Raw genomic sequence first — 17,829 nt, 5'->3', positions numbered from 1 at the left:
GAACGGGCAGCCTTCCAGTACCATAGCGCCCTTCCTGTTTTCACTCAGATTGAATTCACTGCCGGGCCTTATTATCGCCGGGCGGAATGCTAACACCTGAAACACACCAGACGAGAATCGAGCCGAATATTTATGCCTTTTACACTTGGTCAACGCTGGATAAGCGATACGGAAAGCGAACTGGGATTGGGAACTGTGGTTGCCGTCGATACACGCATGGTCACCCTGCTCTTTCCTGCTACGGGCGAAAACCGTCTCTACGCCAGAAATGATTCTCCGATCACCCGCGTGGTGTTCAACCCGGGCGACACCATTACCAGTCACGAAGGCTGGGAGATGGAAGTTACCGAAGTCAACACGGTCAACGGCGTCGTCAGCTACGTCGGCACCCGCCTTGATACTGAGGAAAGCGATGTGGTGCTGCGCGAGGTAATGCTCGACAGCAAGCTGGTGTTCGGTAAACCTCAGGACCGCCTGTTTGCCGGCCAGCTGGACCGCATGGACCGCTTCGCGCTGCGCTTTCGCGCGCGTAAATATCAGAGTGAGCAATATCGCCTTGCCACCAGCGGCCTGCGCGGCATGCGCACCAGCCTGATCCCGCACCAGTTGCATATCGCGCACGATGTTGGCCGCCGCCACGCGCCGCGCGTGCTGCTGGCCGATGAAGTAGGCCTGGGTAAAACCATCGAAGCCGGGATGATCATCCACCAGCAGCTGCTGGCCGGTCGTGCCGAGCGTATTCTGATCGTGGTACCGGAAACGCTGCAGCATCAGTGGCTGGTGGAAATGCTGCGCCGCTTTAACCTGCGCTTTGCGCTGTTCGACGATGACCGCTACGCTCAGGCGCAGCTCGACAGCGATAACCCATTTGAAACCGAGCAGATGATTATCTGTTCGCTCGACTTTGTGCGCCGCAACAAACAGCGCCTGGAAAAACTGGCCGATGCCGAATGGGACCTGATGGTGGTGGATGAAGCTCATCACCTGGTGTGGTCCGAAGAGGCACCAAGCCGCGAATATCAGGTGATCGAACAGCTCGCCGAGCAGATCCCCGGCATCCTGCTGCTGACCGCCACCCCGGAACAGCTGGGAATGGAGAGCCACTTCGCCCGCCTGCGCCTGCTGGACCCGAATCGCTTCCACGACTTTGCGCAATTTGTGGAAGAGCAGAAGCACTTCCGCCCGATTGCCGACGCGGTCTCTCTGCTGCTGGCCGATAAAACCATCGGCAACGATGAGCTGAACCTGCTGAATGACCTGATGGGCGAGCAGGATATCGAACCGCTGCTGCAAACCGCCAACAGCGATCGCGAAGGCAAGCTGGAAGCGCGCCAGGAGCTGATTAGCATGCTGATGGACCGTCACGGCACCAGCCGCGTGCTGTTCCGCAACACGCGTAACGGCGTCAAAGGCTTCCCGAAACGCGAACTGCATCAGATCCGTCTGCCGCTGCCGACGCAGTATCAGACGGCAATCAAAGTCTCCGGCATTATGGGCGCGCGTAAGTCAGCCGACGAACGCGCCCGCGACATGCTCTACCCGGAGCAGATTTATCAGGAATTTGAAGGCGACAGCGGCACCTGGTGGAACTTCGACCCGCGCGTTGAGTGGCTGATGGGCTTCCTCACCAGCAACCGCGATAAAAAAGTGCTGGTGATCTGCGCTAAAGCCGCCACAGCACTGCAGCTGGAGCAGGTCCTGCGCGAGCGCGAAGGTATTCGTGCCGCCGTATTCCATGAAGGGCTGTCAATTATTGAACGCGATCGCGCGGCGGCCTGGTTCGCCTCGGAAGAGGATGGCGCGCAGGTGCTGCTCTGTTCTGAAATCGGCTCTGAAGGGCGAAACTTCCAGTTCGCCAGCCAGATGGTGATGTTCGACCTGCCGTTTAACCCGGACCTGCTGGAGCAGCGTATTGGCCGTCTCGACCGTATCGGTCAGGCGCACGATATTCAGATCCACGTGCCTTATCTGGAAAGAACCGCACAGTCGGTGCTGGTGCAGTGGTATCACGAAGGGCTGGATGCATTCGAGCACACCTGCCCGACCGGCCGTACCGTGTATGACAGCGCCTACAGCCAGCTGATTGAGTATCTCGCCGCGCCGGAGAACCCGGAAGGGCTGGATGAGTTTATCCGCCAGTGCCGCAAGCAGCACGACGGCCTGAAAGCCCAGCTGGAACAGGGCCGTGACCGTCTGCTGGAGCTGAACTCCAACGGCGGCGAAAAAGCCCAGGCGCTGGCTAACCTGATCTCCGAGCAGGATAACGATATTGAGCTGGTCAACTTTGCCCTCAACCTGTTCGATATCGTCGGTATTAATCAGGAAGATCGCAGCGATAACCTGATCATCCTGACGCCGGGCGACCATATGCTGGTGCCGGACTTCCCGGGTCTGCCGGAAGATGGCTGCACCATCACCTTTGACCGCAACCAGGCGCTGTCGCGTGAAGATGCGCAGTACGTCAGCTGGGAGCACCCGATCATCCGTAACGGGCTGGATCTGATCCTCTCCGGCGACACCGGTAGCTGCGCGCTGTCGCTGCTGAAGAACAAAGCCCTGCCGGTCGGCACGCTGCTGCTGGAGCTGATCTACGTGGTGGAAGCTCAGGCGCCGAAGCACCTGCAGCTGACCCGCTTCCTGCCGCCAACGCCTATCCGCATGCTGGTAGACCGCAAAGGCACCAACCTGGCGGCCAAAGTGGAGTTTGAAAGCTTCAACCGCCAGCTGAATGCGGTTAACCGCCACACCGGCAGCAAGCTGGTCAATGCGGTGCAACAGGACGTACATGAGATCATTAAGCTGTCAGAAGAGCCGGCCGCGCTGGAAGCGCGTAAAGTGATTGATGCAGCACGCGTGGAAGCTAATGAAAAGCTGAGCGCCGAGCTGTCACGCCTGCAGGCGCTGAGCGCGGTCAATCCTAACATCCGTCAGGATGAGATTGACGCGCTGGAAAGCAACCGCGAGCAGGTGCTGGCCAATCTTGATGAAGCAGGCTGGCGTCTTGATGCGCTGCGTCTGATTGTTGTGACGCACCAGTAAATGATGATGGCACCCTACAATCCGCCGCTGGAGCCGTGGCTGCATATCCTGTATCAGGATGAGCACATCATGGTGGTCAATAAACCCAGCGGGCTGCTGTCGGTTCCCGGCCGCCTGGACGATCACAAGGACAGCATCATGACCCGCGTCCAGCGTGATTACCCGGCGGCGGAGTCGGTGCACCGGCTGGATATGGCCACCAGCGGCGTGATGGTGGTGGCGCTAACCAAAGCCGCCGAGCGCGAGCTGAAACGGCAGTTCCGCGAGCGCGAGCCGCAGAAAACTTACGTGGCGCGCGTCTGGGGCCATCCGCAGCCGGAGAAAGGGCTGGTCGATTTACCGCTGATCTGTGACTGGCCGAACCGGCCAAAGCAGAAGGTCTGTTTTGATACGGGTAAGTCGGCGCAGACGGAGTATCAGGTGCTGGACTACGCCAGTGATAACAGCGCGCGCGTACAGCTGAAGCCAATTACCGGGCGTTCCCACCAGCTGCGCGTGCATATGCTGGCGCTCGGCCACCCGATCCTCGGCGATAACTTTTACGCGCACGACGCGGCGAAAGCGATGGCACCCCGGCTGCAGCTGCATGCCGAAAGCCTGAGCATCAGCCACCCGCAGTACGGCACGCCAATGACGTTCCGGCAGCCGGCGGAGTTTTAATTTATTGACCCAGTGATACGGGCCGATCGGAACAGATGATCGGCCCCTACGGTAGGGGCGGACGTTATTTTTCGGTCCGCCCTTTTTTCAGCCTTATTTAAATCCCTTCTCGCGCTTGATCAGGTCATACGCTGACTGAATCTCCTGCGCTTTCTGCTTCGCCATCTCCATCATCTGCGGCGGTAACCCTTTCGCCACCAGCTTATCCGGGTGATGCTCGCTCATCAGCTTGCGATAGGCGCGCTTGATGGTAGTGCCATCGTCGCTGCTTTTTACCCCAAGCACGCTGCAGGCGTCCTCCAGCGTGGGACCACGCCGTGCACCGGCAAAGCCGCCCTGCGAAGAGCCACCGCCGCCCTGATAGCCGCCGCCAAACTGCTGGCCGCTCTCCATCATGCGCAGAAACTGATCGAACTGGGTGCGGGATATGCCCAGCTCTTCGGCAATCACATACAGCACCTGGCGTTCGTTAGGGTGCAGTGAACCGTCGGCAAAGGCCGCCTGAATCTGAATTTCCAGGAACATGCGAATCAGATCGAAACGGCCAAAGCAGGCGCTGCGCAGCTCACGCAGTTTATCGCGCAGCGGATAATCGCCCTCTTTGCCTTCACGGAACGCGCGCTGTGCCGAGGTGCGCGCTTCGCCATGCAGCTGCATGCGGTCCATCAGCAGCGTTGCCATCTGGATATCCGCGTCCGTCACCCGCCCTTTGGATTTGGTTAAATGGCCCATCACCTGGAACGTGGTGCGGAAAAACAGCATTTGCCGCGTCTGCTGGTTAGCAAAATAGCCCTGTCGATTTGGCGCACGCGCTTTATCAATCAAATGGCCGGCCAACAGGCCAAAAACGACGCCCCAAAAGCCTGCACCGGACAATAATCCCAGCACAAGACCCAATACTTTTCCCCAATAGCGCATATACTCCTCAATTCGCCATGCTGAAGGCTAAAAATTGCATTATCATACCTGTCATTTATCCCATAGCCTATTGGTACGCGGTCAAACAACCAGGATAAAGACTAGCGCAACGCAGTTGAGTAAGTTAGTCTCTGACCGTTTGTCGGCATGATGCCAGTGATCACGGAATTCTCGATACCGCGTATGAAAAAAAGACTACCTACGTTGCTGGCCACCCTAATCGGTTCAGCGCTTTACAGCCAGCAGGGCCTGGCCGATGACCTCGCATCTCAATGTATGCTTGGGGTGCCCAGTTACGACCGTCCTTTAGTACAGGGTAAAACCAACGAACTGCCGGTCACCATTGACGCGGATAAAGCCAAAGGCAACTATCCCGATGATGCGGTCTTTACCGGCAATGTCGACATTCGTCAGGGCAACAGTCGCCTGCAGTCCGACGAAGTTCAGCTGCATCAAAGGATGCTCAGCGGACAAACTACCCCGACCCGCACGGTTGATGCACTGGGTAATGTGCACTATGACGACAATCAGGTCATCCTGAAAGGTCCGAAAGCCTGGTCGAATCTGGATACTAAAGACACCAACGTCTGGAACGGCGACTACCAGATGGTGGGACGTCAGGGCCGTGGTAAGGCAGACCAGATGAAGCTGCGCGACGATAACCGCTACACCATTCTGGAAAACGGCACCTTTACCTCCTGCCTGCCGGGCCAGAACAGCTGGAGCGTGGCGGGTTCAGAAGTGATCCACGATAGCGACGAGCAGCTGGTCGAAATCTGGAACGCCCGCTTCAAACTCGGCCCGGTGCCGGTGTTTTACAGCCCGTACCTGCAGCTGCCGGTCGGGGATAAGCGCCGTTCAGGTTTCCTGATCCCTAATGCTAAATACGGTAGTAACAGCGGCTTCGAGTTTATGCTGCCGTACTACTGGAACATCGCGCCGCAGGCCGATGCCACCATTACGCCGCACTATATCAGCCGCCGCGGCATGCAGTGGCAGAATGAGTTCCGCTACCTGACCACCGCCGGTGCCGGTCTGTTGCAGTTCGACTACCTCGGCTCTGACCGCACCTATGAAGATAAGCATCCGACGGATGAAGACTCGAACCGCTGGCTGTTCTACTGGCGCCATGCCGGTGTCTACGATCAGCACTGGCGCTTCAGCGCTGACTACACCAAAGTCAGCGATCCCTACTACTTTACCGATCTCGACTCGGTTTATGGATCGACTACCGACGGCTATGTGACGCAGAAGTTCAGCATTGGCTACGCCGATACCAACTGGGATGCCACGCTGTCGACCAAGCAGTTCCAGATCTTCTCAACCAATGCGAACAACGATGTCTATCGCGCTGAACCTCAGCTCGATATGAACTGGTACCAGAATGATGTTGGCCCGTTCGATACTCACGTTTACGCGCAGGCGGTGAAGTTTACCAACGTGAACCAAAGGCTGCCGGATGCCACGCGTCTGCACCTGGAGCCAACGCTGGATCTGCCGATGTCGAACGGCTGGGGCAGCCTGAATACCGAAGCCAAACTGCTGGCGACCCACTATCAGCAGGATGACATTGAGTATTACAACTCGCTGAGCAGCAGCGCTGATAACCAGCTCAAGGGCACGGTTAACCGCGTCATGCCGCAGTTCAAGGTTGACGGCAAGATGGTCTTCGACCGCGACATGGACTGGTCACCGGGTTACACCCAGACGCTGGAACCGCGCGTGCAGTACCTTTACACGCCGTATCGCGACCAGAGCGACATTCGTGCCTATGACTCCACGCTGCTGCAGAGTGACTACACCGGCCTGTTCCGCGACCGCACCTACAGCGGCCTGGATCGCATTGCGTCGAACAACCAGGTCAGCACCGGCGTGACCACGCGAATTTTTGATAACGATCTGGTTGAACGTTTTAACGCTTCCATTGGTCAAATCTACTCGTTCACCCCGTCTCGTACCGGAGTGAACACCGTTGGTGAAGACGATCGCGGCAGCCTGATTTGGGCAGGTGACAGCTACTGGAAGATCAGCGACCGCTGGGCAGCACGCGGCGGAGTGCAGTATGACACCCGTTTGAATGATGTTTCGCAGGGCAACGCCGTGCTGGAATATCGCCGTGATGCGGACCGTATGGTGCAGCTGAACTACCGTTATACCAGCAAAGAATATGTCCAGCAGACGCTTACCGGGTATAACAACCCGCTGTGGCAGCAGGAGATTTCACAGGTGGGTGCAACCGCCAGCTGGCCAATCGCCGATGCGTGGTCCGTGGTGGGTGCCTGGTATTACGATACCAAAGCTAACCAGGCTGCTGACCAGCTACTGGGCGTGCAGTACAGCTCCTGCTGCTATGCGGTCCGCCTTGGCTACGAGCGCAAAATCAACGGTTGGGAAAACGACAACAGTAAGTACGACAACAAAATCTCGTTCAACATTGAACTGCGTGGTCTCAGCCCGAGTTATGGCTTAGGCACCGGTCAAATGCTGCGTCAGGGCATCCTGCCTTATCAGCGCGCTTTCTGATGTTGTAATGTTTGGTATGCCAACCCGCAGTGCGGATAGAAGAATGGAAAAAGTATGAAGAACTGGAGAATGCTGATCCTCGGTGCAGCCCTGACAGCCAGCACCGCGTTTGCAGCCCCGCAGGTCGTTGATAAAGTCGCCGCCGTCGTCAATAACGGCGTGGTATTAGAAAGTGATGTTGACGGCATGATGCAGTCAGTAAAGGGCCAGGCTCAGCAGGCTGGTCAGCAGCTGCCCGATGATAAAACCCTGCGCCATCAGATTGTTGAGCGTCTGGTGATGGACAATATCCTGCTGCAAATGGCAAAACAGGCCGGTATTCAGGTTAGCGACCAGCAGCTGGACCAGGCGATTGCCAACATCGCCGCACAGAACAAAATGTCTGTCGATCAGCTGCGCAGCCGCCTGGCCTACGACGGCATGAACTACGCCACTTATCGTGAGCAGATCCGCAAAGAGATGCTGACCTCAGAAGTGCGTAATAACGAAGTGCGTCGTCGCGTGACCATTCTGCCGCAGGAAGTGGACCAGTTAGCCACGCAGATGGCCTCGCAGAACGATGCCGGCACCGAACTGAACATCAGCCATATCCTGCTGCCACTGCCGGAAAACCCAACGCAGCAGCAGGTTGACGATCAGGAAGCGCTGGCAAAACAGCTGGTGAGCGAAGCCAAAGGCGGCGCTGACTTCGGCAAGCTGGCGATCACCTACTCGGCTGACCCACAGGCGCTGAAAGGCGGCAACATGGGCTGGGGCCGTCTCCAGGAGCTGCCATCGCTGTTTGCTCAGGCGCTGGTCACCGCACAGAAAGGCGATATCGTCGGCCCAATCCGCTCAGGTGTTGGCTTCCATATCCTGAAAGTGAACGACGTGCGCGGTGATAACAAAAGTATTTCCGTTACTGAAGTTCATGCCCGTCACATCCTGCTGAAGCCGTCCCCGATCATGACCGATGACCAGGCGCGTCAGAAGCTGCAGGAAGTGGCAGCGCAGATCAACAGCGGCAAGCTGACCTTTGCCGACGCCGCGAAACAGCTGTCTCAGGATCCGGGATCCGCGAACCAGGGCGGCGATCTTGGCTGGAGCTCACCGGAAGTGTTCGATCCGGCGTTCCGTGATGCCCTGCTGCGCCTGAACAAAGGCCAGATGAGCGCACCGGTTCACTCCTCCTTCGGCTGGCACCTGATTCAGCTGATCGATACCCGCCAGGTGGATAAAACCGACGCGGCGAAGAAAGAGCGCGCTTACCGTCTGCTGTTCAACCGTAAGTTCTCTGAAGAAGCCCAGACCTGGATGCAGGAACAGCGTGCTTCTGCCTATGTGAAGATTCTGGATGCGAATGCTCAGTAATCAACGTGTCGCGATCACTCCCGGCGAACCCGCCGGGATTGGTCCCGATTTAATCGTTCAGCTGGCCCAGCAGGACTGGCCGGTTGAACTGGTTGTCTGTGCTAACCCCGAGCTGCTGCGCACCCGCGCGGCAGCTTTGCATTTACCCCTTACGCTGCGCGAGTATCAGCCAGACAGCCCAGCCCAGCCGCAGCAGGCGGGCACGCTGACCGTGCTGCCGCTTCCTCTTGCCCAGCCCGTGGTCGCCGGGCAGCTGTGCGTGGAGAACAGCGGCTACGTGCTGGCGTCTCTCGCCCGCGCCTGCGACGGCTGTCTGAGCGGAGAATTTGCCGCGCTGATCACCGGGCCGGTACATAAAGGGGTGATCAACGATGCCGGGATCCCGTTCAGCGGCCATACCGAATTCTTCGCTGAGCGCGCTCATCGCGAACGCGTGGTGATGATGCTGGCAACGGAGGAGCTGCGCGTGGCGCTGGCCACCACCCATCTGCCGCTGAAAGACGTTGCCGCCAGTATCACCCGCGACAGCCTGCATGAAACGATCACCATTCTGCACGCCGACCTGCAAAGCAAGTTCGGGCTGGAGCAGCCGCACATCTACGTTTGTGGCCTTAACCCGCATGCAGGGGAAGGCGGCCATATGGGCCGGGAAGAGATCGATGTGATCATTCCGGCGCTGGATGAGCTGCGCCAGCGCGGCATGCAGTTAACCGGACCGCTACCTGCGGATACCCTGTTCCAGCCGAAATATCTGCAGCATGCCGATGCGGTGCTGGCGATGTATCACGATCAGGGGCTTCCGGTGCTAAAATATCAGGGCTTTGGTCGGGCGGTGAATATCACCCTCGGTCTGCCATTTATCCGCACGTCAGTAGATCACGGGACAGCTTTAGAGCTGGCCGCCAGTGGTCAGGCCGATGCGGGCAGCTTTAAGACGGCGCTTAACCTCGCCATTACCATGATTAAGAGCAGTAATGAATAGTCGCGTTCACCAGGGTCACTTTGCCCGCAAACGTTTTGGACAGAACTTCCTTAACGATCCCTACATTATCGAAAGTATTGTCAACGCCATCCACCCGCAAAAAGGTGAAGTGGTCGTTGAGATCGGCCCTGGTCTTGCTGCTCTGACGGAGCCGGTAGGCGATCGTCTGGATGCCATGACGGTGATCGAGATTGACCGCGATCTTGCCGCACGCCTGCAAACCCATCCGTTCCTTGGCCCTAAGCTGACCATTTTCCAGCAGGATGCGATGACCTTTGATTTCGCCGCCTACGCTGCGGAGAAAGGCCAGCCGATACGTGTGTTCGGCAACCTGCCCTACAATATCTCTACGCCGCTGATGTTCCACCTCTTCAGCTACATGGGTGCTATCAAAGATATGCACTTTATGCTGCAGAAAGAAGTGGTTAACCGTCTGGTTGCCGGACCGGGCAGTAAAGCCTATGGCCGCCTGAGCGTAATGGCACAGTACTATTGCCAGGTTATTCCGGTGCTGGAAGTGCCGCCAGAATCCTTTACTCCGGCGCCAAAAGTGGACTCTGCCGTGGTGCGACTGATGCCGTACCAGACAATCCCGCATCCCGTTGAGGATATCCGCGCGCTAAGCCGTATCACCACTGAAGCCTTTGGCAAGCGCCGCAAAACGCTGCGCAACAGCCTTGGTCACCTGTTCTCTGCTGAAGTGCTGGCGGAGCTAAACATCGACCCGACGCTGCGCGCTGAGAACATCAGCGTGAAGCAATATTGCCAGCTGGCAAACTGGTTGACTGCGCACCCACAGTCACAGGAACAGCCGCAGGAGAACTGATCATGATCGATACGCCCCGAGTTTGTGTCCAGGTGCAGAGCAGCTATATTGCATCGCAGTCAGCGCCCGAAGATGAGCGTTATGTCTTCGCCTACACCATCACAATTCGTAATCTGGGGCGTATCCCGGTTCAGCTGATTGGCCGCTACTGGCTGATCACCAACGGCAACGGGCGTGAAACCGAAGTACAGGGGGAAGGTGTGGTCGGTGAGCAGCCGCACATCGAACCCGGCGGCGAGTTTCAGTACACCAGCGGCGCCATTCTGGAAACCCCAATGGGCACCATGCAGGGCCACTATCAGATGGCCGAACCTGATGGCTCTCTGTTCCTTGTCGATATCCCGGTTTTCCGCCTGGCGATTGCCACCCATATTCACTAAATCCGGCGTTACTGCATGAGCACTTATTTAATCGGCGATGTCCACGGTTGCCACGACGAGCTACGTTCACTTCTTGACCAGGTGGCTTTTGACCCGCAGGTCGATCAGCTGTGGCTAACCGGCGATCTGGTGGCGCGCGGGCCTGACTCACTGGAAGTTCTGCGTTTTGTGCGCTATCTGGGCGACTGCGTAAAAATGGTGTTGGGTAATCACGACCTGCACCTGCTGGCCGTCTACGCCGGGATCAGCCGCAACAAGCCGAAAGACCGTATTACCCCGCTGCTGGAAGCCCCAGATGCCGACCTGCTGATCAACTGGCTACGTCGCCAGCCGCTGCTGCAGGTGGATGAAGAGAAAAAGCTGGTGATGGCGCACGCCGGTATTACCCCGCAGTGGGACATCGACACCGCCATCAGCTGCGCGCGTGAAGTGGAAGCGGTGCTGAGCAGCGACACCTATCCGCTGTTCCTTGATGCGATGTATGGCGATATGCCTAACAACTGGGTACCGGAACTGACCGGGCTGGCGCGCCTGCGCTTCAGCACCAATGCCCTGACGCGTATGCGTTTCTGCTTCCCGAACGGGCAGCTGGATATGATCGCCAAAGAAGCGCCGGACAGCGCGCCACCACCGTTGAAACCGTGGTTTTCCATTCCCGGCCCGGTATCACGCGACTACACCATTGCCTTCGGTCACTGGGCTTCGCTGGAAGGTAAAGGAACGCCGGAAGGGATAATTGCGCTGGACACCGGCTGCTGCTGGGGTGGCACCTTAACCATGCTGCGCTGGGAGGATAAGCGGGTATTTACTCAGGTATCGAATCGCAGCGCCCCGTAGGGGTCGGGCATGCCCGACCCGTGTTTTTATGCGCATGTCCGACCCGTGTTTTTACGGGCATGCCCGACCCGTATTTTTACGGGCACGCCCGACCCGTTTTATGTTTAACGGCGGTCTAAAATCTCGAAGCAGAAGCTGTGCGAATTCTTGTCGTCAGCGTCATGAAACTCGCTGAAGGTTGACTGCCACTCATCCGGCTCGTAGTCCGGGAAATGGGTATCCCCTTCCACTTCCGCATCGATGTGCGTCAGATACAGACGATCGGCGCGCGTCAGCATCTGCTCATAGATGCGTCCACCGCCAATCACCATCAGCTCTTCGACTTCGCCCGCCGCTTTCAGCGCATCTTCAATTGAGGTTACCCAGGTGACGCCTTCAGCATCGCCCTTCTGGCTGCTGATCACGATATTCAGGCGGCCCGGCAGTGGGCGACCGATAGATTCCCAGGTACGGCGCCCCATAATTACCGGTTTATTCAGCGTCTGCTTTTTAAACCACGCCAGGTCAGCCGGCAGGTGCCACGGCATGGCGTTTTCCATCCCAATGACGCGGTCGGCCGCCAGGGCCGCAATCAGGCTAATCATCATATCAACTCAACAGGGTGTAAAATTGGCGCCATCATACGGAAAGGCGAAACTTTCGTCGATAGGAAAGCCCGGGTTATTCGGTAAAGGTTTATCAGGGTATCGATTGCGTCACCTTCCCGCTGTTTTTCACCATGCAAAAAACAACGGCCGTGGTAGAATCCGCCGTTCATTCAGCCACAGACCGCCGCCATGTTAGAAACCAGCTTATTTGTCGCCACTATTGCGGCACTCGGGATGATCTCTCCCGGCCCTGACTTTTTCCTGATTATTAAAAATGCCGCCCGCTACCGTCGCAGCGCCGCGCTGATGACCGCCATGGGGGTAAACTGTGCCGTTGCCACTCATATGGCCTACTGCGTGGCCGGGCTGGCCGTGGTGATCACCACCACGCCATGGCTGTTTATGCTGCTGAAATATGCCGGTGCGGGCTACCTGATCTATATCGGTATCCAGGCGCTGCGCTCGCGCGGCAACAGCAAAATGGATCTGAGCAATGTGGTGCAGGAGCAGACCTCGCTGAAGAAAGCCTTTTTGCAGGGCTATCTGTGCAACCTGCTGAACCCGAAAGCGACGCTGTTCTTTCTGTCGATCTTCACCCAGGTGCTGAACGTCAACTCGGACGTGCACGAGAAGCTGCTGTACGCCGGGATTATCCTCGGCCTCTCCACGCTGTGGTGGCCGCTACTGGTGGTCCTGATCCAGAGCGGTCCGGTACGTCGCGGGCTGGCAAAAGCGCAGCGCGTCGTGGACAAGATGCTCGGCGGCGTGCTGATCGCGCTGGGGATTAAAGTGGCATTGTCGTAAAAGGCGCTCGCCTGCTTCTGCCGGAGCCAGCCTTCTGTTGAGATCACAATAAAAAAGGGGCGACCGGAAAAGACGGTTGCCCCCTTCAGAAGTAGGGGCGGACCCTTTGTTTCGGTCCGCCCGTTGTCCTGAGAATTACGCGGTAATCTGCGCGTGCATCTCCTGCACGGAAATCACCTGGTCCGTGGCGCTGGAGTTCAGCGACGTCACGGTGGCGAAACCGCCGTTCAGCGTAGTATCGTAATGCACCTTATACTGCAGCGCGCTGCGGCGGATCAGTTTGGAATCTTCAATCGCCTGGCGGCCTGCGGTGGTGTTAACGATGTAGGCGTACTCACCGTTTTTCAGGCGGTCCTGAATGTGCGGGCGGCCTTCGTGCACTTTGTTTACCTGGCGCACTTCAATACCGGCAGCTTTCAGCACCGCAGCAGTACCCGCGGTAGCATCCAGCTCGAAGCCGTAAGCCTGCAGGCGGCGCGCCAGCTCAGCAATACGCTTCTTATCACCTTCACGCACGGACAGCAGCGCACGACCGGTTTTCTTCATGTTGCTCTGCGCGCCGAGCATCGCCTTGCAGAACGCTTCTGCAAAGGTGCGGCCCACGCCCATCACTTCACCGGTAGAACGCATTTCCGGCCCGAGGATAGGGTCGACGCCCTGGAACTTGTTAAACGGCAGCACCACCTCTTTCACCGAGTAGTACGGTGGGATGATCTCTTTGGTCACGCCCTGCGCGGCGAGAGTTTTACCCGCCATCACGCGCGCGGCCACTTTCGCCAGCGGCATGCCGGTTGCCTTGGAGACAAACGGTACGGTACGCGCAGCGCGTGGGTTGACCTCAATCAGGTAAACTTCATTGTCCTTAACCGCAAACTGCACGTTCATCAGGCCACGCACGCCCAGCTCAAAGGCCAGCTTCTTCACCTGGTCACGCATCACATCCTGAATCTCCTGGCTCAGCGTGTAGGCTGGCAGGGAGCAGGCAGAGTCACCGGAGTGAACGCCCGCCTGTTCGATGTGCTCCATGATGCCGCCAATCAGCACCTGCTCACCGTCGCAGATCGCGTCAACGTCAACTTCTACCGCATCATCAAGGAAGCGGTCCAGCAGCACCGGTGCGTCGTTAGACACCGAAACCGCGGTATTGAAGTAGCGCTTCAGGTCGATTTCGTCATAGACGATTTCCATCGCGCGGCCGCCCAGGACATAGGACGGGCGCACCACCAGCGGATAGCCAATCAGCGCCGCCTTTTCCACGGCCATATCGATGGCGGTGACGGTGGCGTTGGCCGGCTGCTTCAGGCCCAGGCGCTCAACCGCCTGCTGGAAACGTTCACGGTCTTCTGCACGGTCAATCGCATCCGGGCTGGTGCCGATAACCGGCACGCCTGCGGCTTCCAGCGCACGCGCCAGCTTCAGCGGAGTCTGCCCGCCGTACTGCACGATCACCCCTTTTGGCTTCTCAATGCGCACGATTTCCAGCACGTCTTCCAGCGTGACCGGCTCAAAGTAAAGGCGGTCAGAGGTGTCGTAATCGGTCGACACGGTTTCCGGGTTGCAGTTGACCATAATGGTCTCGAAACCGTCTTCGCGCAGCGCCAGCGAGGCGTGTACGCAGCAGTAGTCGAACTCGATACCCTGGCCGATACGGTTTGGACCGCCGCCCAGCACCATGATTTTGTCACGGTCCTGATTCGGATTGGCTTCGCACTCTTCTTCATAGGTTGAGTACATGTAGGCGGTGTCCGTAGAGAACTCCGCCGCACAGGTATCCACACGCTTGTAGACCGGGTGCAGGTTGTGCTGCTCGCGCAGGGCACGGATCTCCGCTTCAGACACGCCCGCGACATCGGCCAGGCGCGCATCGGCAAAGCCTTTACGCTTCAGCGTGCGCAGGAAGTCATAGCTCAGGCCTTTAACGCCCTGCTCTGCTACCTGCTGCTCCAGCTGTACCAGCTCTTCGATCTGTACCAGGAACCAGCGGTCAACATTGGTCAGCGCGAAGACATCTTCCACGCTCATTCCGGCGCGGAAGGCGTCCGCGATGTACCAGATGCGGTCACAGCCCGCATCTTTCAGCTCGCGACGGATAGTGGTCAGCGCTTCCGGGTCGTTAAGATCCACCTTCGGATCAAAGCCGTGCGCGCCCACTTCCAGGCCGCGCAGCGCTTTCTGCATCGACTCCTGTAAGGTGCGGCCAATCGCCATCACTTCCCCGACAGATTTCATCTGCGTGGTCAGACGGTCGTTAGCACCGGCAAATTTTTCAAAGTTGAAGCGTGGAATTTTGGTGACCACGTAGTCGATAGACGGTTCAAACGACGCCGGGGTCAGGCCGCCGGTGATGTCGTTGGTCAGCTCATCGAGGGTGAAGCCCACTGCCAGCTTGGCGGCGATTTTAGCAATCGGGAAGCCGGTCGCTTTCGAGGCCAGCGCGGAGGAGCGCGACACGCGTGGGTTCATCTCAATGACGATCAAACGGCCATTCTCCGGGTTCACCGAGAACTGCACGTTTGATCCGCCGGTTTCCACGCCGATTTCACGCAGTACCGCCAGCGAGGCGTTACGCATGATCTGGTACTCTTTGTCGGTCAGCGTCTGCGCTGGCGCAACGGTAATCGAGTCACCGGTGTGGATGCCCATGGCATCAAAGTTTTCAATTGAACAGACGATGATGCAGTTGTCGTTTTTATCACGCACCACTTCCATCTCGTACTCTTTCCAGCCAATCAGCGACTCGTCAATCAGCAGCTCATTGGTCGGCGACAGATCGAGGCCGCGCTCGCAAATCTCTTCGAACTCTTCACGGTTGTATGCGATACCGCCACCGGTTCCGCCCATGGTAAAGGAAGGACGGATGATGCACGGGAAGCCGACGTCAGCGGCAACCGCCAGCGCTTCTTCCATGGTGTGCGCAATACCGGAACGCGCGGTGTCGAGGCCAATTTTCTTCATCGCCACGTCGAAACGACGACGGTCTTCAGCTTTATCAATCGCGTCCGCGGTGGCGCCGATCATGGTCACGCCGAACTCTTCCAGCACGCCCTGGCGCTCTAACTCCAGCGCACAGTTCAGCGCGGTCTGGCCGCCCATGGTGGGCAGCACCGCATCCGGACGCTCTTTCTCAATGATTTTGCGTACCACTTCCCAGTTAATCGGCTCGATGTAGGTGGCATCGGCCATATCCGGGTCGGTCATAATGGTAGCCGGGTTAGAGTTCACCAGGATAACGCGGTAACCCTCTTCACGCAGCGCTTTACACGCCTGCGCACCGGAGTAGTCGAATTCACAGGCCTGGCCGATTACGATCGGGCCAGCGCCAAGGATCAGGATGCTTTGTATGTCTGTACGTTTTGGCATTGTCTTTCTCTCCTGATCTTATTTAGAGGCTTTAATCAGTTCGATAAAGTGATCGAACAACGGTGCGGCATCGTGCGGCCCCGGGCTGGCTTCCGGGTGACCCTGGAAGCTGAACGCCGCTTTATCGGTGCGGTGGATGCCCTGCACCGTGTGGTCAAACAGCGAGGTGTGCGTCACGCGCAGGTTGGCCGGCAGGTTGCTGTCATCAACGGCGAAGCCGTGGTTCTGTGCGGTGATCATCACGGTGTTATTGTCGTGATCTTTCACCGGGTGGTTACCGCCGTGGTGGCCAAGCTTCATCTTCACGGTTTTCGCACCGCTTGCCAGCGCCAGCAGCTGATGGCCGAGGCATATGCCGAAGATCGGGATCTCGGTTTCCAGCAGGCGTTTAATCGCGGTAATGGCGTAGTCGCAAGGCTCCGGATCGCCAGGACCGTTGGAGAGGAACACCCCGTCCGGGTTGAGCTTCAGCACCTCTTCTGCCGGGGTCTGCGCCGGCACCACCGTCAGGCGGCAGCCGCGATCAACCAGCATACGCAAAATGTTGCGCTTCACGCCGTAGTCGTAGGCCACCACGTGGAATGGCAGGTCAGCAGCGGCTTTCTCGGCCGGCAGTTCGCCTTCCAGCGTCCAGCTGCCCTGCTGCCAGCTGTAAGGCTGTGCCACAGTCACTTCTTTCGCCAGATCCATCCCCTTCAGGCCCGGGAAAGCTTTGGCTTTTGCCAGGGCTTCGGCGGCGTCCAGTGCGTCTCCGGCGATGATGCAGCCGTTCTGCGCCCCTTTCTCACGCAGCAGACGGGTCAGCTTACGCGTATCGATATCGGCAATCGCGACAATGTTGTTGCGCGTCAGATAGTCAGACAGGCCTTCTTCATTGCGGTAGTTGCTGGCAATCAACGGCAGGTCGCGGATAACTAATCCCTGAGCGTGTACCTGAGTGGATTCTGCGTCAGCGGCGTTAGTGCCGACATTGCCGATATGGGGATAAGTGAGAGTGACGATCTGGCGGGAATAGGAAGGATCAGTGAGGATTTCTTGATAACCGGTCATTGAAGTGTTGAAAACAACTTCTCCCACTGCCGATCCGGTTGCCCCGATGGCCCGACCGTGGAATTGGGTTCCGTCTTCCAGAACCAAGAGCGCTGACTTAATCAAAACATCCTCCAGGGAATAAACAGTCACAATATCTGCATATTAATTCAGGTATGACCCCAAAATCAATGCAAAAACTGCCTGACTGCCCAGTTTTTGGCAAATTGGGCGCATTCTAATGATAGCCCTGGCGAAAGTCTACCCTGCGCGCCACTTTTTCTGCGTTTTTTAACTCACTGAGTGGAAAGTCGGATGATTTACCCTGAAAACAGCACATATCCTGGCAATAAAAACGGTTGCCTGCCAGCTTCTGCATTATTTCTGGTGTGACAGAGTAAAAAAGTGGACCAAATGGTCAAAATTAGCGTCATGAGTGAGTAAAAAAGAAGGGTAATATAACTTTATAGCAGCAATGATTAAATATTAATGACAAACAGCTATTTTCCTTAAAAATAAAAAGGGCAATAAAAT

General features: G+C 57.5%; 13 protein-coding genes. 9 read left to right on the top strand and 4 right to left on the bottom strand.

The genetic code is table 11. The features are described 5' to 3' along the window. Positions 1-132 precede the first annotated feature (132 nt). Positions 133-3,039 (top strand): RNA polymerase-associated protein RapA, encoded by a 2,907-nt coding sequence (rapA, locus tag ACLI4M_RS13590; protein WP_048914816.1) that lies wholly within the window; start codon positions 133-135, stop codon positions 3,037-3,039. Positions 3,040-3,045: 6 nt separating this feature from the next. After that, entirely contained in the window at positions 3,046-3,699 is a 654-nt protein-coding gene (gene rluA / locus ACLI4M_RS13585) for a bifunctional tRNA pseudouridine(32) synthase/23S rRNA pseudouridine(746) synthase RluA (protein WP_133625121.1), read from the top strand. Positions 3,700-3,792: 93 nt separating this feature from the next. Here rluA and djlA read toward each other — a convergent pair whose 3' ends face one another. Beyond that, positions 3,793-4,617: a co-chaperone DjlA gene (djlA, locus tag ACLI4M_RS13580; protein ID WP_048914814.1), complete on the bottom strand. Its 825-nt coding sequence runs from the start codon at positions 4,615-4,617 to the stop codon at positions 3,793-3,795. 147 nt (positions 4,618-4,764) lie between these two features. Between djlA and lptD the strand changes: the two genes are divergently transcribed. Genes lptD through apaH form a run of 6 tightly spaced genes read left to right on the top strand, consistent with a single transcriptional unit; the run spans position 4,765 to position 11,515 of the window. Next, positions 4,765-7,140, top strand: a complete 2,376-nt coding sequence (gene lptD / locus ACLI4M_RS13575) for an LPS assembly protein LptD (protein ID WP_133624552.1) — start codon at positions 4,765-4,767, stop codon at positions 7,138-7,140. 54 nt (positions 7,141-7,194) lie between these two features. After that, positions 7,195-8,490, top strand: coding sequence for a peptidylprolyl isomerase SurA (gene surA / locus ACLI4M_RS13570; RefSeq protein WP_133624554.1), 1,296 nt, complete (start codon positions 7,195-7,197; stop codon positions 8,488-8,490). Next, positions 8,480-9,472: a 4-hydroxythreonine-4-phosphate dehydrogenase PdxA gene (gene pdxA / locus ACLI4M_RS13565; RefSeq protein WP_133624556.1), complete on the top strand. Its 993-nt coding sequence runs from the start codon at positions 8,480-8,482 to the stop codon at positions 9,470-9,472. Before surA ends, pdxA begins: the two co-directional genes overlap by 11 nt. After that, positions 9,465-10,298: a 16S rRNA (adenine(1518)-N(6)/adenine(1519)-N(6))-dimethyltransferase RsmA gene (rsmA, locus tag ACLI4M_RS13560; protein ID WP_048914810.1), complete on the top strand. Its 834-nt coding sequence runs from the start codon at positions 9,465-9,467 to the stop codon at positions 10,296-10,298. The genes pdxA and rsmA overlap by 8 nt, the downstream gene beginning before the upstream one ends. A 2-nt stretch (positions 10,299-10,300) precedes the next feature. Continuing rightward, positions 10,301-10,678, top strand: a complete 378-nt coding sequence (gene apaG, locus ACLI4M_RS13555) for a Co2+/Mg2+ efflux protein ApaG (RefSeq protein WP_048914809.1) — start codon at positions 10,301-10,303, stop codon at positions 10,676-10,678. A 15-nt stretch (positions 10,679-10,693) separates the two neighbouring features. Continuing rightward, complete coding sequence (gene apaH / locus ACLI4M_RS13550; protein ID WP_048914808.1) at positions 10,694-11,515, top strand: bis(5'-nucleosyl)-tetraphosphatase (symmetrical) ApaH; 822 nt, start codon at positions 10,694-10,696, stop codon at positions 11,513-11,515. A 104-nt stretch (positions 11,516-11,619) separates the two neighbouring features. Here apaH and folA read toward each other — a convergent pair whose 3' ends face one another. Continuing rightward, positions 11,620-12,102, bottom strand: a complete 483-nt coding sequence (gene folA, locus ACLI4M_RS13545; RefSeq protein WP_180276736.1) for a type 3 dihydrofolate reductase — start codon at positions 12,100-12,102, stop codon at positions 11,620-11,622. A gap of 189 nt (positions 12,103-12,291) precedes the next feature. Here folA and ACLI4M_RS13540 point away from each other — a divergent pair, with 189 nt between their 5' ends. Beyond that, on the top strand, positions 12,292-12,906 hold the full coding sequence (locus tag ACLI4M_RS13540) for a LysE family translocator (RefSeq protein ID WP_133624558.1): 615 nt from the start codon (positions 12,292-12,294) through the stop codon (positions 12,904-12,906). A gap of 135 nt (positions 12,907-13,041) precedes the next feature. Here ACLI4M_RS13540 and carB read toward each other — a convergent pair whose 3' ends face one another. Both carB and carA read right to left on the bottom strand, forming a co-directional pair. Beyond that, positions 13,042-16,266: a carbamoyl-phosphate synthase large subunit gene (gene carB / locus ACLI4M_RS13535; protein WP_133624560.1), complete on the bottom strand. Its 3,225-nt coding sequence runs from the start codon at positions 16,264-16,266 to the stop codon at positions 13,042-13,044. An 18-nt stretch (positions 16,267-16,284) separates the two neighbouring features. After that, a complete protein-coding gene (carA, locus tag ACLI4M_RS13530) occupies positions 16,285-17,421 on the bottom strand; it encodes a glutamine-hydrolyzing carbamoyl-phosphate synthase small subunit (protein ID WP_048914800.1) in 1,137 nt (378 codons plus the stop codon). Between the last annotated feature and the right edge of the window lie 408 nt (positions 17,422-17,829).

It is taken from the genome of Erwinia sp. LJJL01, from assembly GCF_047300805.2.
GTDB lineage: Bacteria > Pseudomonadota > Gammaproteobacteria > Enterobacterales > Enterobacteriaceae > Erwinia > Erwinia aphidicola.
This window is presented reverse-complemented; position numbering and strand designations above follow the sequence as displayed.